This window comes from Streptomyces sp. S3(2020) (assembly GCF_013044505.1).
In the GTDB taxonomy this organism is placed as follows: domain Bacteria; phylum Actinomycetota; class Actinomycetes; order Streptomycetales; family Streptomycetaceae; genus Streptomyces.
In genome coordinates this window covers 1-23,133 of record NZ_JABERD010000151.1, presented here as the reverse complement: position 1 = coordinate 23,133, position 23,133 = coordinate 1, and the positions used below count along the sequence as shown (strand labels likewise).

Annotated in this window: 24 protein-coding genes; 9 read left to right on the top strand and 15 right to left on the bottom strand. The window is 70.6% G+C overall.

Features of this window, described 5'->3' with window-relative positions; translation table 11 throughout:
* Positions 1–101: 101 nt before the first annotated feature.
* Both HLK59_RS34820 and dusB read right to left on the bottom strand, forming a co-directional pair.
* Complete coding sequence (locus HLK59_RS34820) at positions 102–830, bottom strand: helix-turn-helix domain-containing protein (RefSeq protein ID WP_171145596.1); 729 nt, start codon at positions 828–830, stop codon at positions 102–104.
* Between the two features lie 82 nt (positions 831–912).
* A complete protein-coding gene (dusB, locus tag HLK59_RS34815) occupies positions 913–2,064 on the bottom strand; it encodes a tRNA dihydrouridine synthase DusB (RefSeq protein WP_171145595.1) in 1,152 nt (383 codons plus the stop codon).
* A gap of 97 nt (positions 2,065–2,161) precedes the next feature.
* Between dusB and HLK59_RS34810 the strand changes: the two genes are divergently transcribed.
* On the top strand, positions 2,162–3,607 hold the full coding sequence (locus HLK59_RS34810) for an MFS transporter (protein ID WP_171145594.1): 1,446 nt from the start codon (positions 2,162–2,164) through the stop codon (positions 3,605–3,607).
* Between the two features lie 316 nt (positions 3,608–3,923).
* Here the strand turns inward: HLK59_RS34810 and HLK59_RS34805 are convergent, their stop codons facing one another.
* Positions 3,924–4,793, bottom strand: coding sequence for a helix-turn-helix transcriptional regulator (locus HLK59_RS34805; protein ID WP_171145599.1), 870 nt, complete (start codon positions 4,791–4,793; stop codon positions 3,924–3,926).
* Positions 4,794–4,900: 107 nt separating this feature from the next.
* Here HLK59_RS34805 and HLK59_RS34800 point away from each other — a divergent pair, with 107 nt between their 5' ends.
* The 3 genes from HLK59_RS34800 (at position 4,901) to HLK59_RS34790 (ending at position 7,805) form a co-directional block, all read left to right on the top strand.
* Positions 4,901–6,331, top strand: coding sequence for an MFS transporter (locus tag HLK59_RS34800; RefSeq protein ID WP_171145593.1), 1,431 nt, complete (start codon positions 4,901–4,903; stop codon positions 6,329–6,331).
* 85 nt (positions 6,332–6,416) lie between these two features.
* On the top strand, positions 6,417–6,623 hold the full coding sequence (locus HLK59_RS34795) for a hypothetical protein (RefSeq protein ID WP_171145592.1): 207 nt from the start codon (positions 6,417–6,419) through the stop codon (positions 6,621–6,623).
* Positions 6,624–6,794: 171 nt separating this feature from the next.
* Positions 6,795–7,805, top strand: a complete 1,011-nt coding sequence (locus tag HLK59_RS34790; protein ID WP_171145591.1) for an AraC family transcriptional regulator — start codon at positions 6,795–6,797, stop codon at positions 7,803–7,805.
* An 18-nt stretch (positions 7,806–7,823) separates the two neighbouring features.
* On the opposite strand, the gene HLK59_RS34785 is transcribed toward HLK59_RS34790, so the two are convergent.
* From HLK59_RS34785 to HLK59_RS34765, 5 genes are all read right to left on the bottom strand, one after another.
* Positions 7,824–8,414 (bottom strand): TetR family transcriptional regulator, encoded by a 591-nt coding sequence (locus tag HLK59_RS34785; protein WP_171145590.1) that lies wholly within the window; start codon positions 8,412–8,414, stop codon positions 7,824–7,826.
* Between the two features lie 25 nt (positions 8,415–8,439).
* Positions 8,440–9,465 (bottom strand): aldo/keto reductase, encoded by a 1,026-nt coding sequence (locus HLK59_RS34780; RefSeq protein WP_171145589.1) that lies wholly within the window; start codon positions 9,463–9,465, stop codon positions 8,440–8,442.
* A gap of 88 nt (positions 9,466–9,553) precedes the next feature.
* The gene (locus HLK59_RS34775; protein WP_171145588.1) at positions 9,554–10,165 is read right to left on the bottom strand and encodes a LysE family translocator; all 612 of its coding nucleotides are present in this window, start codon (positions 10,163–10,165) and stop codon (positions 9,554–9,556) included.
* A 67-nt stretch (positions 10,166–10,232) separates the two neighbouring features.
* Positions 10,233–11,144: a DUF4394 domain-containing protein gene (locus HLK59_RS34770; protein ID WP_171145587.1), complete on the bottom strand. Its 912-nt coding sequence runs from the start codon at positions 11,142–11,144 to the stop codon at positions 10,233–10,235.
* 185 nt (positions 11,145–11,329) lie between these two features.
* A complete protein-coding gene (locus HLK59_RS34765; protein WP_171145586.1) occupies positions 11,330–12,712 on the bottom strand; it encodes a glycine--tRNA ligase in 1,383 nt (460 codons plus the stop codon).
* A 131-nt stretch (positions 12,713–12,843) separates the two neighbouring features.
* Here HLK59_RS34765 and HLK59_RS34760 point away from each other — a divergent pair, with 131 nt between their 5' ends.
* From HLK59_RS34760 to HLK59_RS34745, 4 genes are all read left to right on the top strand, one after another.
* Positions 12,844–13,800 (top strand): zinc ABC transporter substrate-binding protein, encoded by a 957-nt coding sequence (locus HLK59_RS34760; protein WP_171145585.1) that lies wholly within the window; start codon positions 12,844–12,846, stop codon positions 13,798–13,800.
* 38 nt (positions 13,801–13,838) lie between these two features.
* Positions 13,839–14,585 (top strand): metal ABC transporter ATP-binding protein, encoded by a 747-nt coding sequence (locus HLK59_RS34755; protein ID WP_171145598.1) that lies wholly within the window; start codon positions 13,839–13,841, stop codon positions 14,583–14,585.
* A complete protein-coding gene (locus HLK59_RS34750; protein ID WP_171145584.1) occupies positions 14,585–15,487 on the top strand; it encodes a metal ABC transporter permease in 903 nt (300 codons plus the stop codon). Before HLK59_RS34755 ends, HLK59_RS34750 begins: the two co-directional genes overlap by 1 nt.
* A gap of 61 nt (positions 15,488–15,548) precedes the next feature.
* Entirely contained in the window at positions 15,549–15,965 is a 417-nt protein-coding gene (locus HLK59_RS34745) for a transcriptional repressor (protein WP_171145583.1), read from the top strand.
* Here the strand turns inward: HLK59_RS34745 and HLK59_RS34740 are convergent, their stop codons facing one another.
* The 6 genes from HLK59_RS34740 to HLK59_RS34715 form a co-directional block, all read right to left on the bottom strand.
* Positions 15,966–17,309, bottom strand: coding sequence for a histidine-type phosphatase (locus HLK59_RS34740; RefSeq protein ID WP_171145582.1), 1,344 nt, complete (start codon positions 17,307–17,309; stop codon positions 15,966–15,968).
* 82 nt (positions 17,310–17,391) lie between these two features.
* On the bottom strand, positions 17,392–18,243 hold the full coding sequence (locus HLK59_RS34735) for an isoprenyl transferase (protein ID WP_171145581.1): 852 nt from the start codon (positions 18,241–18,243) through the stop codon (positions 17,392–17,394).
* 38 nt (positions 18,244–18,281) lie between these two features.
* On the bottom strand, positions 18,282–19,028 hold the full coding sequence (recO, locus tag HLK59_RS34730) for a DNA repair protein RecO (RefSeq protein WP_171145580.1): 747 nt from the start codon (positions 19,026–19,028) through the stop codon (positions 18,282–18,284).
* Complete coding sequence (locus tag HLK59_RS52485; RefSeq protein WP_346779878.1) at positions 19,025–19,156, bottom strand: hypothetical protein; 132 nt, start codon at positions 19,154–19,156, stop codon at positions 19,025–19,027. Before HLK59_RS52485 ends, recO begins: the two co-directional genes overlap by 4 nt.
* Before the next feature lie 131 nt (positions 19,157–19,287).
* On the bottom strand, positions 19,288–19,914 hold the full coding sequence (locus HLK59_RS34720) for a DUF1266 domain-containing protein (RefSeq protein WP_171145579.1): 627 nt from the start codon (positions 19,912–19,914) through the stop codon (positions 19,288–19,290).
* Positions 19,915–19,939: 25 nt separating this feature from the next.
* A complete protein-coding gene (locus tag HLK59_RS34715; RefSeq protein ID WP_171145578.1) occupies positions 19,940–20,155 on the bottom strand; it encodes a hypothetical protein in 216 nt (71 codons plus the stop codon).
* A gap of 454 nt (positions 20,156–20,609) precedes the next feature.
* Here HLK59_RS34715 and HLK59_RS34710 point away from each other — a divergent pair, with 454 nt between their 5' ends.
* Positions 20,610–22,085, top strand: coding sequence for an alpha/beta hydrolase (locus HLK59_RS34710; RefSeq protein WP_171145577.1), 1,476 nt, complete (start codon positions 20,610–20,612; stop codon positions 22,083–22,085).
* Here HLK59_RS34710 and HLK59_RS34705 read toward each other — a convergent pair.
* Positions 22,073–23,133 (bottom strand): abortive phage infection protein (locus HLK59_RS34705; RefSeq protein ID WP_240982810.1); only part of this gene is annotated, 1,061 nt, incomplete at its 5' end. The genes HLK59_RS34710 and HLK59_RS34705 overlap by 13 nt on opposite strands.

Genomic DNA, 23,133 nt, shown 5'->3' with positions numbered 1-23,133 from the left:
CGTCCGGCGTTTGAGGACGAGGCCGTTCAGGCCGAAGCGGGGGTCTGGGGGCGCAGCCCCCGGGATGGGAATGGGTAGGGGCGGCGGGGGCGAGGCTCCCCTCAGTTCTCCGTGGGCGGTTCCGGCTTCGTGGAGAGGATGTCGCGGGCCTGTTCCGCCGCTCGGGCGATGCTCTCGGAGACGAAGTCGAGGAAGCGGGCGATGTTCTCGAGGCGGACGGCGGCCGGGGTGCCGGAACCGAGGACGCCGACCCCCTGACGGGCGATCTCGACGATCTGGGCGGTGGAGCGGGCGCTGGCCACCATGGACTGGTACCAGATGTCGTCGTCGACGACATACCGCTCGCGGCGCCGCTCGTCGCGCTCCCGGCGCACCATGCCCTGGCTCTCCAGGAAGGTGATCGCCTTGGAGACGGACGCCGGGCTGACGTTGAGGCGCTGCACGAGTTCGGCGGCGGTGAGGCTGCCGGTGTCGGTGAGGGTGATGCAGGCCATCACGCGGGACATCATCGTGGGCATACCGGAGCCCATCATGACGCTGGTGAACGTCTCCTCGTACGCCCGCACCGCCTCGGCATCACGCCCATGGGCCTGCTCGGGCGCCCGCGCGTCCCGGGGCGCGGTCCGCTTGCGTCGATGAGCGCGGCGTTCGGTCGCGCGATGGGCCGCCTCGGCGCGGTAGGCGCCCGGGCCGCCGTTGCGCATGACCTCACGCGTGACCGTCGAGGTCGGCCGGTCCAGACGGCGGGCGATCTCCGCGTAGGCGAGGCCTTCGGCCATGCCCAGCGCGATCTGCTGACGTTCCTGCTGGGTGAGCCTGCCTCCCGGCATCGCGGTCTCCTTCGTCCTCCGCCGATGCCCCAGCATAGCGTTCACCAGGTTTCTCAACCAGTAAACGCAACATAACCCGGCCTCAGCCGCCCGACGTGTCCAGTTCCGCGTCCTCGCCGATCCCCGCGCAGTCGTACGGGTCCTTGAGCCAACCGTCCGGCAGGACAACCCTGTTGTTCCCCGACGTACGGCCACGCGGCCCGTCGGCCCCCGTCGGCCAGGGCTGGTCGAGGTCCAACTCGTCGAGACCGGAACGGAGTTCAGCGAGGGAAGAGGTGATGGCGAGGCGCTTGCGCATCTCGGAGCCGACCGCGAAGCCCTTGAGGTACCAGGCCACGTGCTTGCGGAAGTCGATGACCCCGCGCGCCTCGTCGCCGATCCACTCGCCGAGGAGCGTGGCGTGGCGGACCATGACGTCGGCGACCTCACGGAGTGCGGGCCGGGCGAAGGACGTCCGCCCCTCGAAGGCCGCCACCAGGTCCGCGAACAGCCACGGGCGGCCCAGGCAGCCGCGCCCGACCACGACACCGTCGCAGCCGGTCTCCCGCACCATCCGCAGCGCGCCCTCGGCGCACCAGATGTCCCCGTTGCCGAGCACGGGGATCTCCGGCACATGCTCCTTCAGACGGGCGATCGCGTCCCAGTCCGCCGTGCCCCCGTAGTGCTGGGCGGCGGTGCGGCCGTGCAGGGCGATCGCCGTCACGCCCTCCTCGACCGCGATCCGGCCGGCGTCGAGGTAGGTGATGTGGTCGTCGTCGATACCCTTGCGCATCTTCATGGTGACGGGGAGGTCCCCGGCCCCGCTCACCGCCTCGCGCAGGATGGCGCGCAGCAGGTTCCGCTTGTACGGCAGCGCCGAGCCGCCGCCCTTGCGTGTCACCTTCGGGACCGGGCAGCCGAAGTTCAGGTCGATGTGGTCGGCGAGGCCCTCCTCCGCGATCATGCGGACGGCCTTGCCGACGGTCGCCGGGTCGACGCCGTACAGCTGGATCGAGCGCGGCTTCTCGGTCGCGTCGAAGTGGATCAGCTGCATGGTCTTCTCGTTGCGCTCGACCAGCGCCCGGGTCGTGATCATCTCGCTCACGAACAGCCCCTTGCCGCCGCTGAACTCCCTGCACAGGGTGCGAAAGGGCGCGTTGGTGATCCCGGCCATGGGGGCCAGGACGACGGGCGGCTGCACGGTGTGCGGCCCGATCTTCAGGGTCGTGTGCGAGGTGGGCGCGGTCGTGGGCATTCCCCCATTGTCGCGTACGGCGACCCGTGCTCGGCCGTCTGATCTTGTATCAACCATTAGTTAGACGCACTATCGATATCGGCGTACGATGGAGCGCATGCCCGAGCTCAGCTTCCGCCGGCGCCTGCTGGTCCTCGCGATCTGCTGCATGAGCCTGCTGATCGTCAGCCTCGACAACACCGTCCTGAACGTCGCCCTGCCGTCCATGCAGCACGATCTCGACGCCTCCACGTCGGGTCTCCAGTGGACGATCGACGCGTACACGCTGGTGCTCGCCTCGCTGCTGATGCTGGCCGGCTCCACGGCCGACCGGATCGGCCGCAAGCGCGTCTTCGTCGCGGGCCTGATCGTCTTCGGGATCGGCTCGGTGCTGTGCTCCCTGGCCCCGAACCTGGACGCGCTGGTCGCCTTCCGCATGGTGCAGGCGGTGGGCGGCTCGATGCTCAACCCGGTCGCCATGTCGATCATCACCAACACCTTCACCGACGCCCGTGAGCGCGCCAGCGCGATCGGGGCGTGGGGCGCGGTCATCGGTATCTCCATGGCGGCAGGGCCCCTGGTCGGCGGTCTGCTCGTGGACACGGTCGGCTGGCGCTCGATCTTCTGGATCAACGTCCCGGTCGGTCTCGCCGCCCTCCTCCTCACCCTCCGCTTCGTCCCCGAGTCCCACGCCCCCAAGGCCCGCCGCACCGACCCGGTCGGCCAGCTCCTGGTGATCGCGCTGTTCGGCTCGATGACGTACGCGATCATCGAGGCGCCGAACACCGGGTTCGCCTCGGTCCTGCCGTACGCCGCGCTGGCGCTGGCCGCGCTGATCGGGCTGCTGGTGTACGAGCCCCGGCGGGCCGAGCCGCTGATCGATCTGCGGTTCTTCCGGTCGGCGCCGTTCAGCGGGGCCACGGTGATCGCGATCAGCGCGTTCGCGGCGCTGGGCGGGTTCCTGTTCCTGTCGACGCTGTACCTCCAGAACGTCCGCGGTCTCGACGCCCTCCACGCCGGCCTGTGGATGCTGCCGATCGCGGCCCCCGCGTTCCTCTGCGCCCCGCTGTCCGGACGGCTGGTCGGCCGGCACGGGCCGCGGCTGCCGCTGCTGGTCGCCGGTGTCTCGATCACCGCGAGCGGGGTGCTGTTCGCCGCGTTCGACGCGGAGACGTCCGATGTCACCCTGCTGATCGGGTACGTGCTGTTCGGTGTCGGGTTCGGGTTCGTGAACGCGCCGATCACCAACACGGCGGTGTCGGGCATGCCCCGCTCGCAGGCGGGGGTCGCCGCGGCGGTGGCCTCCACGAGCCGGCAGCTGGGGCAGACGCTGGGGGTCGCGGTGATCGGCGCGGTGCTGGTGGCGGGCGTGGGGTCGTCCTCGTACGCCGACACCTTCGTCTCCGCCTCGGTGCCGGGCTGGTGGGTCATCGCCGGGTGCGGGTTCGCGGTGCTGGTGCTGGGGGCGGTGACGAGCGGGGCCTGGGCCCGTGGAACCGCTCTGCGGACCGCCGAGCGCCTGGAGTCGGTCGAGGTGCGCGAGGCGGCACGGGTCGGCGCGTAGTCCGTACGACCGGAGTCGTACGGGGTCTGATGCGGCGACCCGACGGCACGGTGGCCCCACTGGCTCGGCGACACGGCTGACTCCGCGCCACGGCGGCCTGATGGCCCGTTGACACAGTGGCCCGGCAGCACGGCTGACTCCGCGCCACGGCGCCACTGCGGCCCACTGACACGGCAGCACGGTGGCCCGGCAGCACAACTGGCTCCGCGCCACGGCGGCCCGGCGCCACGACGGCACGCCGGTCCGATGGCCCGGTGACCCGGTTGGCCCGCTGGCACGGCGGCCCGACGGTTCGGCGGCCCGGCGGCCCGGCGGCTCAGGACGACCTGTCGACCGCGATCGCGTGCAGCCTCTCCAGCCGCTCCCGTGACTCCTCGTCCGCCGGCGTGTACGTGACCAGGCGCGGCCCCAGGTCCGGTCCGAGCCACAGGTCGGTGTGGACGACGGAGACCCGGCCGACGTGGGGGTTGAGGAACTCCTTGCGCTTGGTGCGGTGGGAGACCACCTCGTGCCGGTCCCAGGCCTCGCGGAACTCCGGGGACTCCGTGCGCAGCCGCTTCAGCAGCATCTTCCAGGCGGGCTCGGCGAGATGGTTGGCCATGGAGGCACGCAGCCGGGCGGCCATGAGGCGGCGGGTCTCCTCCAGATGCACGATCGACCCGGCCCATTCCTCGTTCGTGTAGCAGAGGACCATGCAGTTGCGGTCCTCGGGCGGCACCGCGTCCAGGTCGCAGAGGAGCAGGCCGTACGTGCGGTTGTAGGCGAGGATGTCGTAGCGGCTGTTCTGCACACAGGCCGGGATCGGCTCCATCTGCTCGATCACCTGGCGCAGTGCGGGTGTGATCGACGGGCAGCTGGTGGCCGGCGTCGGGTCCGCCGCCCCGGCGAGCTGGAAGAGGTGGGCGCGTTCGCTCGGGTCGAGCAGCAGGGTGCGGGCGAGGGCGTCCAGGACCTGGATGGAGACCTGGATGTCACGGGCCTGCTCCAGCCAGGTGTACCAGGTGACGCCGACCGCGGAGAGATGGGCGACCTCCTCGCGGCGCAGCCCGGGGGTGCGGCGCCGGCGGCCGCGGGGCAGGCCGACCTGCTCGGGGGTGATGTGCTCGCGGCGGTGGCGCAGGAAGGCGGCGAGCTCGTGCCGCCGGATGTCCGCGGGAGCCGCCGTCGTCGTCTCCTGGACCGTCATCGTCATGCCTCCAGCGTGCCGCCGTACGGACCCTGTTTCCAGGTACTCCTTCTACCAGGATAAAGACACTCTGGTACCTGTCTGACGGAAAGCGGAGGCTGGTCTCCGTGAGCACCGAAACCACCACCCCAGGCCAGGTCCGCACCGCGAGCGCGCCACCCGTGCTCGGCGGCCTCGGACTCTTCACCGTGCTGCTCGGCGCGGCACTCCCCCTCATCGACTTCTTCATCGTCAACGTGGCCCTGCCCACGATCGGCCACGACCTGGCGGCGAGCGAGTCGGTCCTCGAACTCGTCGTCTCCGGCTACGGGTTGGCGTACGCCGTCCTCCTCGTCCTCGGTGGCCGGCTCGGCGATCTCTTCGGCCGCCGCCGGCTCTTCCTCGGCGGCATGGCGGCCTTCGGCCTGACCTCGCTGGCCTGCGGGCTCGCCCCCACGGCGTGGACGCTGGTCGCGGCCCGGGTCGCGCAGGGCGCGGCGTCCGCGGCGATGCTGCCGCAGGTGCTGGCGACGATCCAGGCGGCGACGTCGGGACAGCGGCGCGCGAAGGCGATGAGCCTCTACGGCGCGACGGCCGGTCTGTCGATGGTGGCGGGCCAGATCCTGGGCGGAGTGCTGGTCGCAGCCGACATCGCGGGTACGGGCTGGCGCTCGGTGTTCCTGGTGAACGTCCCGGTCGTCCTCGTCGGCCTGTTCCTGGCCGCGCGTGCCGTCCCGGAGACCCGCTCCCCGAAGCCGGAGCCGGTGGACGGCCCGGGCACGGTCCTGCTCGCCGTGTCGCTGCTGACACTGCTGGCCCCGCTGACCGAGGGCCGCTCCGCGGGGTGGCCGCTGTGGACGTGGCTGTCACTGGCGGCGTTCCCGTTCGCGGCGGCGGCGTTCTACGCGGTGGAGCGCGGGGCGGACCGGCGGGGCCGTACGCCGCTGGTGCCGCCGAGTCTGTTCCGACTGGTGTCCCTGCGGCGCGGGTTGGTGATGATCGTGCCGTTCTCCATCGGCTTCAGCGGCTTCATGTTCGTCATCGCGGTGGCGCTGCAACGGGGTGCGGGGCTCGGCCCGGTGCGGGCGGGGCTCGCACTGGCGCCGATGGCGGTGGTGTTCTTCTTCGTCTCGCTCGCGGGTCCTCGGCTGGTGGCGAGGTACGGGACGCGCGTGGTGACCGCGGGTGCCGGGATCCAGGCGGTGGGCGTGGGCCTGATGGCGCTGGCGGCGTGGCGTTCCTGGCCGGACCTGGGCCTGGTGGAGTTGCTGCCCGGGGCGGCGGTCGCGGGGGCGGGCCAGGCCCTCCAACTCCCGGTGATCTTCCGGATCGTGCTCTCGGAGGTACCGGCGGCCAGGGCGGGTGTGGGCAGCGGGGTCATGGTCACCACCCAGCAGTCCTCGCTGGCCCTGGGCGTGGCGACGCTCGGCACCCTGTTCCTGTCCCTGGTCCCGGGGTCGGGCATGCGGGACGCGCTGGTGACGACGCTCCTGGTGCAGCTGGTGGGCGTGGTCCTGACCGGGCTGCTGAGCCTGCGGCTGCCGCGGACGGTCGGGTGAGGCGGTTCAAGGATCGACGAACTTGCCGTGAAGATCCTGCTGTTGATGTTGGTCTTGCTGCACACTCCTAGCCGGAGGCGAGGCCATGTTGCAGATCAACACGAGCAGAGTGAGCCGCTGGGACCAACACGGACGCGAGCACGTCGTCCAGGTGCAGCGCAAGGGCGCGCAACGCACGATCAGATGCGACACCTGCGGCTGGCGCAAGAACGCCCAGTTCCTGCCCTGGCTGAAGGCGGAGGAACACCTGGCGGAGGAACACCAGGCGACGGTGGATCCCCGGGAGACGTGACAGGAATCCGTACCGGGTCCCACCACCGCCCGACCTACGCCCTCGACGACTTCATCGCCTTCCGGAGCCTGTTCGCGGGCAACCGGTCGAAGCTGATCGTGCGTCCGTTGTCCTGAGACCTTGTGGAAGTACCCTCCGCTGCGCGGAGACTTGGGCGAAGGACAGAGCAGCATGATCGGCACCACGTTCCGGACCGAGGACGTGCCCGTGGCGGACCGGTTCGAGTACTGGCGGCAGTTGATGGAACGGACCATCGCCCCCAGTGACATGAGCAGCGACCACGCCGCGGATTTCTGGGCGGAGCAGCGGTTGCTCGATCTGGGGCCGGTGCGGGTGTGGCCGGTCCGGGTGCTGCCGACGCGGTACCGGCGCAACGCGCGGCTGGTGCGGCAGTCCGACCCCGAGGAGTACCACCTGTCGCTGGTGCTCGGCGGTGGGCTGGGCTTCGACCACCTGGGGCGGGCCGACACCTACGGCCCGCACGACCTGTGGCTGTCGGACACCTCACACCCGTACGAGGCACAGCCCTACGGCATGCAGCCGACCGCCGGTCTGGAGCTCCCCTTCATCACCGGGGTGGGTGTGGAGTTCCCCAAGGCCATGCTGCCCCTGCCGCCGGCCCGGGTCCGGGAACTGCTGGGCAGACGGCTGTCCGGGCGACAGGGAACGGGCGCCCTGCTGACGGGTTTCCTCACCGGCCTGGACCGGCAGTCGGACGTCCTCCAGCCCACCGACGCGCCCCGCCTGGGCATGATCCTGATCGACCTGATGGCGGCGTGGCTCGCCCAGGAACTGGAGGTGGAGAGCGCGCTGTCGCCGGAGTCCCATCGCCGGGTCACGGTCACCCGCGTACGGGCCTTCGTCCGGCAGCACCTGCACGACCCGGAGTTACGGCCGCCCATGATCGCCGCCGCGCACCACATCTCCCTCAGCTATCTGCACCGGCTCTTCCAGGAAGAGGGGTCCGGCGAGACGGTGGCCGCCTGGATCCGCGCCCAGCGACTGGCGGGCGCCCGCCGCGATCTGGCCAACCCCGCGTTGCACGCCACACCGGTCCACACCATCGCCGCCCGCTGGGGCATCCCCCGCGCCTCCGACTTCACCCGCGCCTTCCGCACCGCATACGGAATCACACCGACGGAGTACCGCTTCCGAGCCCGACTCGACATCCCGGACCTCTAGGCCACCTCTAGGCCACCCCTAACCCCGCAACCCCCGCACCAGCACCTCCACCACCGCCGCGAAGTCGTCCCACACCTCCGGCCGTTCCCACTCCCGCGCGTAACCGGGGTCGTGGAAGCGGCCGGTGGCATGGAAGACGGCTCGGGCGGTGGTGGCCGGGTCGGGGGTGGTGAAGGTGCCCGCCGTGACGCCGGAGCGCACGATCTCGGTCAACTGGTCGGTCAGCTCGGTGAGATGGGCGCCGACCACTTCACCGGCGTCGCCGGCCAGCACCGAGTACGTGGCGAAGAGTTCGGGGTCGTCGCCCGCCTTGCGCCGCTTCGCCTCCAGGAGGGCCGCGAGCCAGTCGCGGAGCCGGGTCTCCGGGTCACGGTCGGCCGCCGCGACGATGCCGGCCAGTTCCCGCGTCGTCCGGTCCAGCCACCGCTTCGTCACCGCCTCCCGCAGCGCCGCCTTCGTACGGAAGTGCCGGTAGACACTGCCGTGGCTGACGCCCAGCGCGCGGGCCACGTCCACCACGGTCGCCTTCGCCGGGCCGTGCCGGCGCAGCACCTCCTCGGTGGCTTCGAGGATGCGCTCGGCGGTCAGGGTCTCGCTGGTCGCAGGCATGCGTAGACGGTACCCGGCACCGCGATCAGCGCTCGCTGTCGAGCATGGCCATCTGCGCGGGGGCGTACCGCTCACCGGCCGCCGCGTCCGCCGGTACGGCTGCCTCGATGGCGGCGAGGTCGGCCGCGTCCAGGGTCACGTCCAGGGCGCCGAGGGCCTCGCCGAGCCGCTCACGGGTGCGGGCGCCAATCAGCGGCACGATGTCCACGCCGTGCCGCGGGCCCCGGGAGACCACCCAGGCGATGGCGATCTGCGCGACGGAGACGCCCTTCTGCTCGGCGATCTTGCGCAGGGACTCCACGAGCGTGAGGTTGTGCTGGAGGTTGTCGCCCTGGAAGCGGGGCGAGTGGGCGCGGAAGTCGTTCATGGCGAAGCCCTGGCCGGGCGTGACATGGCCGGAGATCAGGCCGCGGGAGAGCACGCCGTACGCGGTGACGGCGATGCCCAGCTCGCGCAGGGTCGGCAGGATCTCCCGCTCGGGGCCGCGGGAGATGAGCGCGTACTCGATCTGGAGGTCGGCGATCGGGGCGGTGGCGGCGGCCCGGCGGATGGTGTCGGCGCCGACCTCGCTGAGCCCGATGTGGCGGACGTACCCCTTCTCGACCAGTTCCGCGATCGCGCCGACGGTCTCCTCGATCGGCACGTCCGGGTCGAGCCGGGCGGGGCGGTAGACGTCGATGTGGTCGACGCCGAGGCGCTGGAGGGAGTACGCGGCGAAGTTCCTGACGGCGGCCGGGCGGCCGTCGAAGCCGTACCAGCCGTCGTCCGGGCCGCGCAGGGCGCCGAACTTCACGCTGGTCAGCGCGTTCTCGCGGAGGGCGGCCGGGGCGGTGCGCAGGGCCTCGGCGATCAGCAGCTCGTTGTGGCCCATGCCGTAGAAGTCGCCGGTGTCGAGCAGGGTGACGCCGGCTTCCAGGGCGGCGTGGACGGTGGCGACGGACTCGGCGCGGTCCGACTCGCCGTACGCGCCGGACATGCCCATGCAGCCGAGACCGAGGGGGAAGACCTGGGGGCCGGTGGTTCCGAGGGTGCGGGGGGTCTGTGTCGTCATGCCCTCCACCATGGCATGACAACTGACAGATTTCAATATCTGTCAGTTGTCACCCATCCACGTCACCCGTCCACGTCACCCCTCCATGTCACCCCTCCGTCATCGCCAGCTTGGCCCCGAGCAGCACGAACGACCCCGCGAAGCTCCGCCGCAGCCACGCCATCACCCTCGGCCGCCCGATCACATGACGGCGGACCGATGCCGCCAGCACCCCGTACGCGGCGAACACCACGAAGGTCGCGAGCATGAACACCCCGCTCAGCACCAGCATCCGCAGCACCGCGCCCGCCTCCCCCGACGGCACGAACTGCGGCAGGAACGCGAAGAAGAAGATCGTCAGCTTCGGATTGAGCACGTTGATCAGCACGGCCCGGACCACGACCCGCCCCGCGGAGACCGGAGCGGCGTCCCGCTCCACGGCGATCGCCTCCCGGTCCCGCAGCGTCGCCCACGCCATCCACAGCAGATACGCGACACCGGCGTACTTCAGGACCTGGAACGCCGTCGCGCTCGCGTGCAGCAGCGCCGCCACCCCGGTGATCGCCGCCACCATGTGCGGCACGATCCCCAGGGTGCAGCCGAACGCCGCGACGACGCTCGCGCGCCGCCCCCGCGACAGCCCCGCCGCGAGCGTGTAGACGACACCGGTACCGGGAGTGGCGACCACGACGAGGGTGGTCAGCAGGAACGCGAGACTCATACCGCCACCCTGCCGTGGCCGCCGCATCCGGCTACAGGGCCAATCGCCCGGCCGCTACGGGGACCACTCAGCCCTGCTTCAGCGGGATCGCCAGGTCGACCACCTGCCACCCCTTCGGGAAGGAGCCGGTGGCGGTCGCCGCGCCGGTCAGCAGATCGACCCGGAAGGCCCGCGAACCCGTCACCGCGTAGGCGGAGTTGGTCCCGGTCCGCGTCGAACTGTAGATGTCGAAGCCGGCGTTGCCGGGCACGTCGACACCCGTCTGGCCGGTCGGGGCGAGGTTGCCCGCGTTGGCCGGCGACTGGACGGAGACGCGGTCCTGGGCGGTGTCGAGGTCGAACAGGGTCGTGGCCGTCGCGGCGTCGAGGTCGTTGTTCGTGTACGCCGCCCCCGTCACGCCCGCCGCCGTCGTACCCGTCGTCGCGGGCGGGACCGGCGGGTTGGTGAGGGTGCCGTCGGTCGCGGTCGTGCCCGCCACGGGGGCACCGGCCGGGTCGTTGATGTTGTGGCGGAGGTTCTGGCCGGTGTCGCTGATGACACGGAGCCGGTTGGCCGCCGGGTTGAAGTCGACGCCGAAGTTCTTGCCCTGGAGGGCCACGCTCAGCTGGGAGACCTTGGTGGCCTTGGCGCCGATCTCGCGGATCGTGTAGATGCCGCCCTTGTCGCCGACGCCGTACAACTTGCCGTTCTGGACGCGGTAGTCGATGCCGATCAGGCTGCTGTCGCCCTTGAGGCCGCTGACCTTGCCGAGCGGGAGGGTGCGGTCGGGCCGGTCGACGCGGAAGCTGACGAGGCGCCCGCCGTCGGTGAGGCCGACCGCGTTGAGCCGGCCGCCCGCGGCACCGGGGAGCCCGGCGGAGGTGCCGGACTGGGTGGAGATGCCGGAAGGGGAGTCGCCCTGGTCGTTCGCCGCCACATAGCCGACCGTGCCGATGGCCAGGGCCAGCGTGGCCGCGCCGATGACTGCTTGCTTGCGCATGAGTGCCCCCGTGAGAGACCGCGTGGCCCCCTGCGGGCCGCGCATGCCCTCCCCTTCGGAGGCGATTGCGCCCTGGATGGGCGAAACCCCGGTTCCGTTACGTCTGTTACGGAACCGGGGTTTCTGTGCATGTCCGGTGACGAGGCAGGCGCCCCAAGGGACGCGCGCCCCTTCCAGCGGAGCGTCTAGCAGCCGATCAGGCGGCTGGCCAGGTAGCCCTCGATCTGGTCCAGCGACACACGCTCCTGCTTCATCGAGTCACGCTCGCGGACGGTGACCGCGTTGTCCTCGAGCGTGTCGAAGTCGACCGTGACGCAGAACGGCGTACCGATCTCGTCCTGGCGGCGGTAGCGGCGGCCGATGGCGCCGGCGTCGTCGAACTCGATGTTCCAGTTCTGGCGCAGCGCCTGGGCCAGGCCCTTGGCCTTCGGGGACAGCTCCGCGTTGCGGGACAGCGGCAGCACCGCGACCTTCACCGGGGCAAGGCGGTGGTCGAGGCGCAGCACCGTGCGCTTCTCCAGCTTGCCCTTGGCGTTGGGGGCCTCGTCCTCGACGTAGGCGTCGAGGAGGAACGCCAGCATCGCGCGGCCGACACCGGCGGCGGGCTCGATGACGTACGGCGTCCAGCGCTCCTGGGCCTCCTGGTCGTAGAAGAACAGGTCGTGGCCGGAGGCCTTGGAGTGCGCGGTGAGGTCGTAGTCGGTGCGGTTGGCCACACCTTCGAGCTCGCCCCACTCGTTGCCGCCGAACTGGAAGCGGTACTCGATGTCAGCGGTGCGCTTGGAGTAGTGGGAGAGCTTCTCCTGCGGGTGGTCGTACCACCGCATGTTCTCCTCGCGCATGCCCAGGCCGGTGTACCAGTTCCAGCGCTGCTCCATCCAGTACTCCTGCCACTTCTCGTCCTCGCCCGGCTTGACGAAGAACTCCATCTCCATCTGCTCGAACTCGCGGGTGCGGAAGATGAAGTTGCCGGGCGTGATCTCGTTGCGGAAGGACTTGCCCATCTGCGCGATGCCGAACGGCGGCTTCTTGCGCGAAGCGACCTGTACCTGGGCGAAGTTGGTGAAGATGCCCTGCGCGGTCTCGGGGCGCAGGTACGCGATCGAGCCGGTGTCCTGCGTCGGGCCGAGGTGCGTGGAGAGCAGACCCGAGAACTGCTTGGGCTCGGTGAACTGGCCCTTGTTGCCGCAGTGCGGGCAGTTGATGTCCGCGAGGCCGTTCTCGGGGAGGCGGCCCTTCTTGGCCTCGTACTCCTCCTCCAGGTGGTCCGCGCGGAACCGCTTGTGGCAGGAGGTGCACTCGGTCAGCGGGTCGGAGAAGGTGGCGACGTGGCCGGAGGCCACCCAGACCTCGGGGGCCAGGATCACGGACGAGTCGATACCGACGACGTCCTCGCGCGAGGTCACCATGTAGCGCCACCACTGGCGCTTGAGGTTCTCCTTGAGCTCGACACCCAGCGGTCCGTAGTCCCAGGCGGCCTTCTGGCCACCGTAGATCTCACTGCAAGGGAATACGAAGCCACGGCGCTTGCTCAGGCTGACGATGGTGTCGATCTTGTCGGCGGCCACGGTGCTCTCTTCATGACGAATGGACGGCAGCGAAAGCCTCAGGTTACCGGCGCCGCCACCCCCCGTATCAAATCGGTTGGCCACCCAGGCTTTGTTGACAACGGTTTCCATATTTGTTGAAAATGAGAGTCATGAACGTACGACGACGCTCCATACCCACGGTGGCCGCGGCCGCGGTCACCGCCCTCGGCCTGGCCGCCCTGTCCGCCTGCTCGACCGACAGCGCCGCGGCCGGCAACACGGACAAGTTCGACGTCGTCGCGTCGTTCTACCCGATGCAGTACCTCGCCCAGCAGATCGGCGGGGACCATGTGAACGTCACCACGCTCACCGAACCCGGCCAGGAGCCGCACGACCTGGAGCTCAGCACCCGGCAGACCGCCGAACTGGGCGAGGCGGACGCGGTGCTCTACCTCAAGAGCCTCCAGCCGGCCGTCGACGAGGCCGTCTCCCAGTCCGAGGTCGGGACGAAGATCGACGCGGCCTCGCTGACGAAGCTGGAGGACCACGGCGACGTCGAGCACGAGCACGGCGCCGAGGAGGAGCACTCCGACGAGGAGGAGCACGCCCTCGACCCGCACATCTGGCTCGACCCGGTGAAGTACCGCGAGGTCGCCGAGGGCGTCGCCAAGGTCTTCGAGAAGGCCGACCCCGACCACGCGGCCGACTACAAGAAGAACGCCGCCGCGCTGACGGCGAAGCTCGACGACCTCGACACACGGTTCGAGGACGGGCTGAAGAACACCGCGACCAAGGTCTTCTTCACCAACCACGCCGCCTTCGGCTACCTCGCCGAGCGCTACGGCCTCACCCAGGAGGCCATCTCCGGCCTGGACCCGGAGAGCGAGCCCAGCCCGGCCCGGATCAAGGAGCTCCAGACCGAGGCCGAGGCCGACGGTGTGACCACGGTGTTCTACGAGACACTGGTGTCCGACAAGACCGCGAAGACCCTCGCCTCGGACGCGGGACTGAAGACGGACGTCCTCGACCCCCTTGAGGGCATCACCGACAAGTCCAAGGGCGACGACTACTTCCAGGTCATGGAGTCCAACCTCACGGCGCTCAAGACAGCACTGGGCGCCAAGTGACCGCTACGGAGGCCCTCGTGAGCGAGCCCGTCATATCGATGCGAGGTGTCCGCGCCGACCTGGGCTCACGCCCCGTCCTCCGCGGCATCGACCTCACCGTGCACCGCGGTGAGGTCGTCGCGCTGCTCGGCGCCAACGGCTCCGGCAAGTCGACGGCCGTACGCAGCGTCATCGGGCAGGTGCCGGTCACGGTCGGCGAGATCGAGCTCTTCGGCACCCCGCGCCGCCGCTTCCGCGACTGGGCGCGCGTGGGCTACGTCCCGCAGCGCACCACGGCCGCCGGCGGCGTGCCCGCCACGGTGACCGAGATCGTCGCCTCCGGCCGGCTGTCCCGGGCCCGCTTCGGCATGCTGCGCAAGGCCGACCACGCGGCCGTACGCCGTGCCCTGGAGCTGGTCGGCATGGCGGACCGCGCCAAGGACTCCGTGAACGCCCTCTCCGGCGGCCAGCACCAGCGCGTACTCATCGCCCGCGCGCTGGCCTCCGACCCCGAACTGCTGATCATGGACGAGCCGATGGCGGGCGTCGACCTGGCCAGCCAGGAGGTGCTGGCGCGGACCCTGCGCGAGCAGGTGGCGCAGGGCGCGACCGTCCTCCTCGTCCTCCACGAACTGGGCCCCCTGGAGCCGCTGATCGACCGCGCGATCGTCCTGCGCGACGGCTGCGTCCTGCACGACGGCCCGCCCCCCAAGGCCGTCGGCCAGCACGCGCTGCCCGGCCACGACCACGTACACCCGCACGCGGCTCACGACGCCGAACCGATCCGGACGGGGCTGCTGAGCTGATGGAATTCCTGAACTACGCCTTCATGCAGCGGGCCCTGCTCGCCGCCGTCCTCGTCGGCATCACGGCCCCCGCGATCGGCATCTACCTGGTCCAGCGCCGCCAGGCCCTCATGGGCGACGGCATCGGCCACGTCGCGATGACCGGCGTCGGCCTCGGCTTCCTGCTGTCCTGGTCGCCGGTGTGGACGGCGACCGTCGTGTCGGTCCTCGGCGCGGTCCTCATGGAGCTGATCCGCTGGTTCGGCCGCACCCGCGGCGACATCGCCCTCGCGATGCTCTTCTACGGCGGTATGGCCGGCGGCGTGATGTTCATCAACCTCGCGCCGACGGGCTCCAACGCGAACCTGACGTCCTATCTGTTCGGGTCGCTCTCGACGGTCTCGCAGGACGACGTGACCGCGATCTGTGTGCTCGCCGCCTTTGTGGTGCTGGTCACCCTGGGCCTGCGCCGGCAGCTCTTCGCGGTCAGCCAGGACGAGGAGTTCGCCCGCGTCACGGGCCTGCCGGTGCGCGCCCTGAACCTGCTCACCGCGATCACGGCGGCCGTGACGGTGACGGTCGCCATGCGTGTGGTCGGGCTGCTGCTGGTCAGCGCGCTCATGGTCGTACCCGTGGCGGCGGCGCAGCAGCTCACCCGCAGCTTCGCGGCGACCTTCGCGATCGCCGTGGCCATCGGCGTCAGCGTGACCATCGGCGGCACGGTGACGTCGTACTACCAGGACGTCCCACCCGGCGCGACGATCGTGCTGCTGACCATCGGCGCGTTCATCGTGCTGACCGCGCTGGCGACCCCGCTGGCCCGGCGCCGAGCCCGTCTCGCGGCCGCGGCGCAGCCCGGCGGCGACCCGGCGGAGTGCACGATTCCGGCCAGCCGGGAGTCAACCGGGAAGGTCGGCGTCTGACTGCGCACAGACCGGGCTGGCACAATGGCCCGGCAGCCGCAGACGTCAGTAGGAGGCAACGGTGACGACCGCTGGACCGCCCGTGAAGGGCCGCGCGACCCGACAGCGGGCCGCCGTGGCGGCGGCGCTCGACGAGGTCGACGAGTTCCGCAGCGCGCAGGAACTCCACGACATGCTCAAGCACAAGGGCGACTCGGTCGGCCTGACCACGGTGTACCGCACGCTCCAGAACCTCGCCGACGCGGGCGAGGTCGACGTCCTGCGCACCTCCGACGGCGAGTCCGTCTACCGCCGCTGCTCGACCGGCGAACACCACCACCACCTGGTGTGCCGGGTGTGCGGCAAGGCCGTCGAGGTCGAGGGCCCGGCGGTGGAGACGTGGGCCGAGGCGATCGCGGCGGAGCACGGCTACGTCAATGTGGCGCACACGGTGGAGATCTTCGGCACCTGCGCGGAGTGCGCGACGGCGACGAAGTAGTTACGCCCGCCCGAAGCAGCGCTCCAGTTCGTCCAGGTCGTAGAACTTGCTGCCCTTGCTGATGGGCTTGCAGCTCGCCTTGAAGGCGGTCTCCTTCTCGTTGTAGAGCATGCGGACCAGGTAACGGCCGTTCTTCTCGTAGAGGTCCCACTGGATGTTCGAACCGAGCGGGGCGACGGACGCGCCGCGCCAGGGGTTGCCGGCGTAGGTGTACGGCTTCGCCTCGGTCACGCCCCGGGTGCTGCCCGGCAGGCCCATCAGCGCGGCCAGCGGGATGATCTCCTCGGCGTGGGTGAAGCGGAGTTCGGCACCGAGGGTGCTGGTGCCGGCCTTCTTCGCCTCGATCTGCTCGAAGAAGTCGTCGAGCAGGACGTCGGCCATCTTGTATGTGATGTCGCTGTCCGCGAAGCCGGGTCCCTTCTCGTAGAAGTCCTCGGCGTCGCCGAGGTATCCGAACCAGTCGGCGTCGGAGCGCGAGAGGTACCGCTCCATGCCCCAGCCCTTGCCGTCCGGGCTCTCCTCGCTCATCGCGGGGGCGATGGCGTACAGGTTGTAGACGGCGGTCGCGGCGGCGACCTGGTCGTCGGCGCCGATCCCCGCCACGAAGCCGGCCTTGAAGAGCCGGCGCAGCACGCTGCCGGCGGCCTTGTGGGTCCTCGGCTGGTCGGTGATCGACTTCAGCGTGCTCGCCAGGCGCTGGTCGTTCGCGAGGTAGTCGCGGTACGCGGCGCCGCCGGCCGCCTTGTGGAAGTAGAGCAGGTCCTTGTCGGTGCGGGTCGTGCCGATGAGGGACGTGAGCGAGGGGTCGGTGTCGGGGAGGGCGCCCGCGTAGATGTTCGCGCTGTCGACGGCGCGGCCCTGTCCGGAGCTGACGACGTCGATCTTCTCGCCGTCGGCGGCGATCTTCGAGAACAGGGACGGGAGGCGCTCGGCCATGCGGACGGCCGTGTCGTGGATCTCCTCCTTGCCGCGCCCGCTCAGGTCGCCGTAGCCGACCTTCGCCATGGCGGCCTGGAGGGCCCGTACCTTGGGGCCGAACTCCTCGCCCTTTCGCGTGAGTTGCCCTGCCGCCTGCGCCTTGTCCCACAGCGCGAGGATCAGATCGCCGTCCTCGCTGTCGGTGGCGGAGCGGGAGCCGTGCCGGGAGACGTTCTCCGTGAAGACGGGGGTGAAGCCGGCGGGCGGGCGCTGGTAGCCGCGCGCGCTCTGCTGCGGCTCGTAGGTGGCCTTGGTGCCGTAGCTGTCGCGGTGCGCCGACTGCCCGGAGGCGTCGGCGTGGGCGGGCAGCGCGGTGAGGACCAGGGCGCCGAGCGCGAGGGCGGGGGTGAGCCTGAGGCGGTTCATGTACGGGCCGTTTCAGCGAGGCGAGCGGGAGACCGTGGGGGGATCTCCCGCAGCGTCGACGGCCCCGGTGAACGCGCGGCGGCTACGAGGTGGCCTCCTGGTCAGGAGTCCTTCCCTGCATGGCCAAGAGTTCCTCATTCGGGATCGCGCCACCGAAGCGGCGGTCCCGGGAGGCGAACTCCACGCACGCCCGCCACAGGTCGCGGCGGTCGAAGTCCGGCCACAGGACGTCCTGGAAGACCATCTCGGCGTACGCGCTCTGCCACAGCAGGTAGTTGGAGGTGCGCTGCTCGCCGCTGGGACGCAGGAACAGGTCCACGTCCGGCATGTCCGGGTAGTAGAGGTACTTCGCGAAGGTCTTCTCGGTCACCTTCGACGGGTCCAGGCGCCCGGCGCGGACGTCCTCGGCGAGTGCCTGCGCGGCGTCGGCGATCTCGGCGCGGCCGCCGTAGTTCATGCAGAAGTACAGGGTGAGCTTGTCGTTGTCCTTGGTCTGCTCCTGGGCGATCTGGAGCTCCTTGGCGACCGACTTCCACAGCTTGGGCATCCGGCCCACCCAGCGCACCCGGATACCGAGCTCGTCGAGGGTGTCACGGGTCTTGCGGATGAAGTCACGGTTGAAGTTCATCAGGAAGCGCACCTCGTCGGGCGAGCGCTTCCAGTTCTCCGTCGAGAAGGCGTACAGGGAGATGGCGCCGACGCCGATCTCGACGCCGCCCTGGAGCACGTCGAGAACGCGCTCGGCACCGACCTTGTGGCCCTCGGTGCGCGGCAGCCCGCGTTCCTTGGCCCATCGGCCGTTCCCGTCCATGACGATCGCCACGTGCTTGGGGACGAGTTCGCCGGGCAGCTTCGGCGCGCGGGCGCCGGACGGGTGCGGCTCCGGCGACTTGTACTCGCGGCGCGGGCGCCCCAACAGCCGGCCTACCACCATGTGCTTTCTCGATTCCTCTTCGGCCTTCGGCCTTCGGCTTACTTCTCTACGTAACGCAGCGAGCGGAGTCCGCGTTCCAGATGCCAGTGCAGGTAGGCGGAGACCAGCCCACTGCCCTCCCGGACGTGCCGCGGCTCGCTCGCGTCCGCGGTCTCCCAGTCTCCCGTAAGCAGCGCGCCGAGGAGTTCCAGGGTCTGCGGCGAGGGTACGACGCTCCCCGGCACTCGGCAGTCCACGCAGACGGAACCGCCCGAACCGACCGAGAAGAACCGGTTCGGCCCGGGCAGACCGCATTTGGCGCAGGCGCTGAAGCTCGGGGCGTACCCGTTGACGGCGAGGGAGCGCAGCAGGAAGGCGTCGAGCACCAGGTGCGGGGCGTGCTCGCCGTTCGCGAGGGTGCGCAGGGCGCCTACGAGAAGCAGGTACTGCTGTACGGCGGGCTCGCCCTCGTGGTCGGTGAACCGCTCGGCGGTCTCCAGCATGGCCGTCCCGGCGGTGTACCGCGCGTAGTCGCTGACGATGGCACCGCCGTACGGCGCGATGGTCTCGCTCTGCGTGCACAACGGCAGCCCGCGCCCGACCAGCTCACTGCCCCGCGCGAAGAACTGCACGTCGACATGGGAGAAGGGTTCGAGCCGCGCCCCGAACTTCGACTTGGTCCGCCGCACCCCACGAGCCACGGCCCGTACCCGCCCATGACCACGAGTGAGCAACGTGATGATCCGGTCGGCTTCGCCGAGTTTCTGGGTGCGCAGGACGATGCCGTCATCGCGGAACAGACTCATCGCGCGCCCCCTCGGGGTTTCGGCCGGGGGGCCGGGGGGTGTCCCCCGGGCAGGCACAGCATGATCCGGTCGGCTTCGCCGAGTTTCTGGGTGCGCAGGACGATGCCGTCGTCACGGAAGAGGCTCATCGCGCGCCCCCTCGGGGAGCCGAGGGTGGGTGCGGGTCGGGCCGGTCCGCCTCACCCGGCTTCTGGGTGCGCAGCACGTCGCCGTCGTCGCGGAACAGGCTCATGGGGTCATTCTCCCGTACGCGCGGGGGTCAGCGGGCACGGTCAGGGAGGCTGATGGTGTCCCAGGGGGCCAGGTTCCAGGGGCTGTCCCCGTTGGCGGGGTCGAGGAGGGCGCGGAGGTGGGCGTCCGCCGTCGTCTGCGGGGCGGGGGCGTCGGGGGTGCCCGCCAGCCCGTCCTTCCACACCTTGCGGCCCAGCAGATAGTGGTCGGCGTACTCCTGCCAGGAGGAGTACGCCGACACCACCGCCGGCACGATGTTCTTCAGGGCGGTCCAGGCCTCGCCCTCGGTGATCATCCCGCAGGCGAACCCGCGCCGGGAGATGTCGACGTACAGGGCGGCGTCCCAGGCGAGCGCCGAGACACCGAGGACGCGCTGGGCCCGGGCCCGGTAACCGGAGCGGGACAGTTCGTCGAGCCGGTCGGCCAGCTCGTCCCGCGAGGTGATCTCCCACTGCTCGGCCAGCCAGCGCCGGGCACCCTCGTCGTCGGGCCGCGTGAACGGGTACAACGTGATCCGCGAGGCGTCCCGGTCCCGGCTCACGGGCGCGCTCAGCGACACCATCCAGAGCTGGTGCGTGGTGAGCGGCGGCACGGGAGGACGGCCGGGGGTCCGCCGCCTCGCCCTCGTCCATCTGCGTATGCTCCACAGGCCCATGCGCCCGCACCCTACGACACCGGCGTCAAGGCACCTGACCCCGGCTGCGGGCGTTGGCATACGCGTTCGCCGCGCTGAGCCGCTCGGCGGGGGTGGCGCGGCGGACACTGTCCGGGGCCGCGTCCCACTCCTTTCCGCCGCCGTACGGTCTGAGTTGTACGTACGGTCCTTCGTGCCCCATGACGATACCGACCTTTCCGCTCCGGGTGTCCACGACGTGGCTTCCGACGGGGGGTTTCATTTCCGCTCCTCTTTCTTCACCGTCACCTGGATCCCCCGCCTTTTCGAGTTTCACGCTTTTCACCTACGGCACGACGCTGTGCTCCTACACTCGGCAGGAGTCTGTGCACGCCAAGGGTGGGGCGGCGCAGGGGCGTTGAACCGTGTTTCGCATGCGACCTTTATATGGGGCAGTTCGAGCAGGCGGAGCGAAGGCGCGACGGGAAATCCGTGGCGGGAAATTGTGCGGCGGATATCGCCGACCCTCGCCGTCCGGGCCGAATCGAGTTCGATCGCGGTCATTCGAGTTTCATTCGAGCCCATCCGATTCACCCGATTCACCCGAGTTCACGGGAACTACGGATCATCCGCCGCCGAGCCCGGGGGAAGCCCTGGCGTACCTGGGGTAAACCCCCCGGTCGACAAGGGAGTTGGCCGGATGGGGGTCGTGCGGAAGATCCGCGAGGCTCGGTCGCATGACGCAGATCAAGCGCAACGCCGCCCTCGCAGCCGTCACCGCCGTCGTCCTCGGGATGGTCACCCCCGTCGCCGTCGCGGTGGAGCAGGCGCCCGTCCTCGACTGGAAGAAGTGCGCCGGCTCGACCCTCGACCCCCGTCAGCAGTGCGCCACGCTTGAGGTGCCCATGGACTACGCCCACCCGGGCGGGAAGAAGATCGAGATCGCCGTCTCGCGGATCCCGAGCGAGCGGACGGAGGCCCGGCGCGGGGCGCTGTTCCTCATTCCCGGCGGGCCCGGCGGGTCCAGTCTCGACAACCCCTCGGGGAAGGGGCAGAAGCTGCCGCAGGAGGTGCGGGACGCCTACGACCTCATCGAGTTCGCGCCTCGCGGGCTCGCGCCCTCCACCTCCGTCGACTGCGGGCTGGAGCACGGCGATCTCGCGCTCACGAAGTCGCGCCCCTGGCCCGCCCCGAACGGCTCCGTCAGCGAGAACATGGCCACCGCCCAGCGCATGTCGGACGCGTGCGCACGCGACGGCGGTGAGCTGATACGGCACATCAGCACCAAGAACAACGCCCGCGACCTCGACCGGCTGCGGGCCGCGCTCGGCGAGCGCAAGGTGTCCGCGTGGGGCGTCTCCTACGGCACCTACGTCGGCGCCGCCTACGCGGAGATGTTCCCGCACCGCACCGACCGCTTCGTGCTGGACAGCAACGACAACCCCGACCCGGTCCGCGCGGAGCGCGCCTGGCTCCAGGCCTACGAGGCCGGCGTCGAGGACAATTTCCCCGTGTTCGCCGAGTGGGCCTCCCAGCCCGGCAATCCGGACCGCGTGGCCACCACGCCCGCCGAGGTGCGCCGGCTCTTCCTGGAGCTCGCCGCCCGCCTGGACCGCGAACCGATCCCCTGGCCCGGCGCCAACCCGGAGGAGCTGAACGGGAACGTCCTGCGCCAGACCATGCTGGACAGCCTCTACGACACCGACAACTACCCGACCCTGGCCGAGCTGATGCTGTCGGCGCAGCGGGGCGTGGTGCCGCCCGCGCCCGCCGCCCCGCCGGAGGCGGTCCTCCAGAACATGGCGGCGGTCGGCGCCGGCACCGTCTGCAACGACGCCGCGTGGCCGGGCTCGACGGCCGTGTACGAGAAGGGTGTTGCCGAGAGCCGCGCCAAGTACCCGCTGACCGCCGGTATGCCGCGCAACGCGATGGTCTGCGCCGCCTGGCCCTACGAGCCGAAGGAGCCGCCGGTCCGCGTCACCGACCGAGGGCCGTCGAACATCCTGCTCGTGCAGAACGAACGGGACGTCGCCACCCCCGTGAGCGGCGCCCTGAAGCTCCGCGAGGCCCTCGGTCGGCGTGCTGTCATGGTCACCGTGAACTCCACGGGCCATGGCTCCTATCTCCGCAACGGCAACGCGTGCGGGGACGAGACCGTGTCGAGGTTCCTCGCCACCGGCAAGCGTCCCGCCGCCGACACCTACTGCCGCTGACCTGCGCTGCGGTAGGCGCGGGCCACCGCGTGGAACGCCTGCTTGGGCTCCCGGTGCCAGTCCGTGTCCGGGTCGCCGGGGCGGTCCTGGACCGCCTTGGCGATGCCGTAGCTCGCCATGTCGAGGTCGTGGCGGGGGTCGCCGGGGCGGTGCGGGGCGTCCGCGGTGAGGAACTCGAACACCATCGCCGCGTACAGGTCCATCGACTCGAAGACGGCCAGGAGGTCGAGCAGGTAGGCCGCCTGAGTGCGTTCACTGCGGACCGGGAGCGGGTCGCCCTTGATCTCCGGTGGTGTCTTGTCGTAGTCGACGATGTCCCAGCCCATGCCGCCCGCCTCGGGGGCCCCGCGGTAGGTGCAGGTGCCGAACTCGGTGATGGCGACGGGCTTGCCCCAGCGCAGATGCTGCTTCAACTCCCGGACGTGGTCCTTTCGTCGCGGGAAGTACGAGTAGTAGTCGATGCCCACCACGTCGAAGAGGTTCCAGTCGACCTGGTCGATCTCCGGGGCGGACGCGTAGCTCAGCCGGCCGTGGAAGACCCGGCGGCCGAGCGCCGCCGCCTTCGCCGTGAAGCGGGCCAGGCGGCGCTGCATCGGCGCCCATTCGACGGTGCCGTTCTGGAGGTTCGCGATGCGCTCGAAGACCGTGTCCCCCGGGATGATGCCGGGCACGAACAGCCAGAACTCGCAGCCCACGCTGAGCTCGACGCTCGCGCCCTGCCGACGCAGCCGCTCCGCGAACCGGCCGGTCTCGGCGAGGTGGTCGAGGATGTCCCGTTCCGGGACGTCGCCGAGGGTGGGCTGGAGCCAGATGTGCAGTCCGAGCTCCGCCGCCTCGGCCGCGGTGGCGGTGAGGCGTTCGACGCCGTCGCCGGTGACGTCGACGGTGTCGGCGTGCAGGTCGTCGCGGATGGCACGGAGGTCCGCCCGCATCCGGTCGGCGCTCCACGCGGTGGCCGGCGTCTCGCCTTCGACGAGGGTGTAGACGACACCCCGGCGGGTCAGCCCTCCCCTGCCTGCGGCTCCACCCTGTCTCTTATACCCATATC

Excerpts from the sequence above, each read along its gene's own strand:
- HLK59_RS34820 (WP_171145596.1), bottom strand. The coding sequence starts at position 830 with ATGCCGGGAGGCAGGCTCACCCAGCAGGAACGTCAGCAGATCGCGCTG.
- dusB (WP_171145595.1), bottom strand. The coding sequence starts at position 2,064 with ATGCCCACGACCGCGCCCACCTCGCACACGACCCTGAAGATCGGGCCG.
- HLK59_RS34810 (WP_171145594.1), top strand. The coding sequence starts at position 2,162 with ATGCCCGAGCTCAGCTTCCGCCGGCGCCTGCTGGTCCTCGCGATCTGC.
- HLK59_RS34805 (WP_171145599.1), bottom strand. The coding sequence starts at position 4,793 with ATGACGGTCCAGGAGACGACGACGGCGGCTCCCGCGGACATCCGGCGG.
- HLK59_RS34795 (WP_171145592.1), top strand. The coding sequence starts at position 6,417 with ATGTTGCAGATCAACACGAGCAGAGTGAGCCGCTGGGACCAACACGGA.
- HLK59_RS34790 (WP_171145591.1), top strand. The coding sequence starts at position 6,795 with ATGATCGGCACCACGTTCCGGACCGAGGACGTGCCCGTGGCGGACCGG.
- HLK59_RS34785 (WP_171145590.1), bottom strand. The coding sequence starts at position 8,414 with ATGCCTGCGACCAGCGAGACCCTGACCGCCGAGCGCATCCTCGAAGCC.
- HLK59_RS34780 (WP_171145589.1), bottom strand. The coding sequence starts at position 9,465 with ATGACGACACAGACCCCCCGCACCCTCGGAACCACCGGCCCCCAGGTC.
- HLK59_RS34775 (WP_171145588.1), bottom strand. The coding sequence starts at position 10,165 with ATGAGTCTCGCGTTCCTGCTGACCACCCTCGTCGTGGTCGCCACTCCC.
- HLK59_RS34770 (WP_171145587.1), bottom strand. The coding sequence starts at position 11,144 with ATGCGCAAGCAAGCAGTCATCGGCGCGGCCACGCTGGCCCTGGCCATC.
- HLK59_RS34760 (WP_171145585.1), top strand. The coding sequence starts at position 12,844 with ATGAACGTACGACGACGCTCCATACCCACGGTGGCCGCGGCCGCGGTC.
- HLK59_RS34755 (WP_171145598.1), top strand. The coding sequence starts at position 13,839 with ATGCGAGGTGTCCGCGCCGACCTGGGCTCACGCCCCGTCCTCCGCGGC.
- HLK59_RS34750 (WP_171145584.1), top strand. The coding sequence starts at position 14,585 with ATGGAATTCCTGAACTACGCCTTCATGCAGCGGGCCCTGCTCGCCGCC.
- HLK59_RS34740 (WP_171145582.1), bottom strand. The coding sequence starts at position 17,309 with ATGAACCGCCTCAGGCTCACCCCCGCCCTCGCGCTCGGCGCCCTGGTC.
- HLK59_RS34735 (WP_171145581.1), bottom strand. The coding sequence starts at position 18,243 with ATGGTGGTAGGCCGGCTGTTGGGGCGCCCGCGCCGCGAGTACAAGTCG.
- recO (WP_171145580.1), bottom strand. The coding sequence starts at position 19,028 with ATGAGTCTGTTCCGCGATGACGGCATCGTCCTGCGCACCCAGAAACTC.
- HLK59_RS52485 (WP_346779878.1), bottom strand. The coding sequence starts at position 19,156 with ATGAGCCTCTTCCGTGACGACGGCATCGTCCTGCGCACCCAGAAACTC.
- HLK59_RS34720 (WP_171145579.1), bottom strand. The coding sequence starts at position 19,914 with ATGGGCCTGTGGAGCATACGCAGATGGACGAGGGCGAGGCGGCGGACC.
- HLK59_RS34715 (WP_171145578.1), bottom strand. The coding sequence starts at position 20,155 with ATGAAACCCCCCGTCGGAAGCCACGTCGTGGACACCCGGAGCGGAAAG.
- HLK59_RS34710 (WP_171145577.1), top strand. The coding sequence starts at position 20,610 with ATGACGCAGATCAAGCGCAACGCCGCCCTCGCAGCCGTCACCGCCGTC.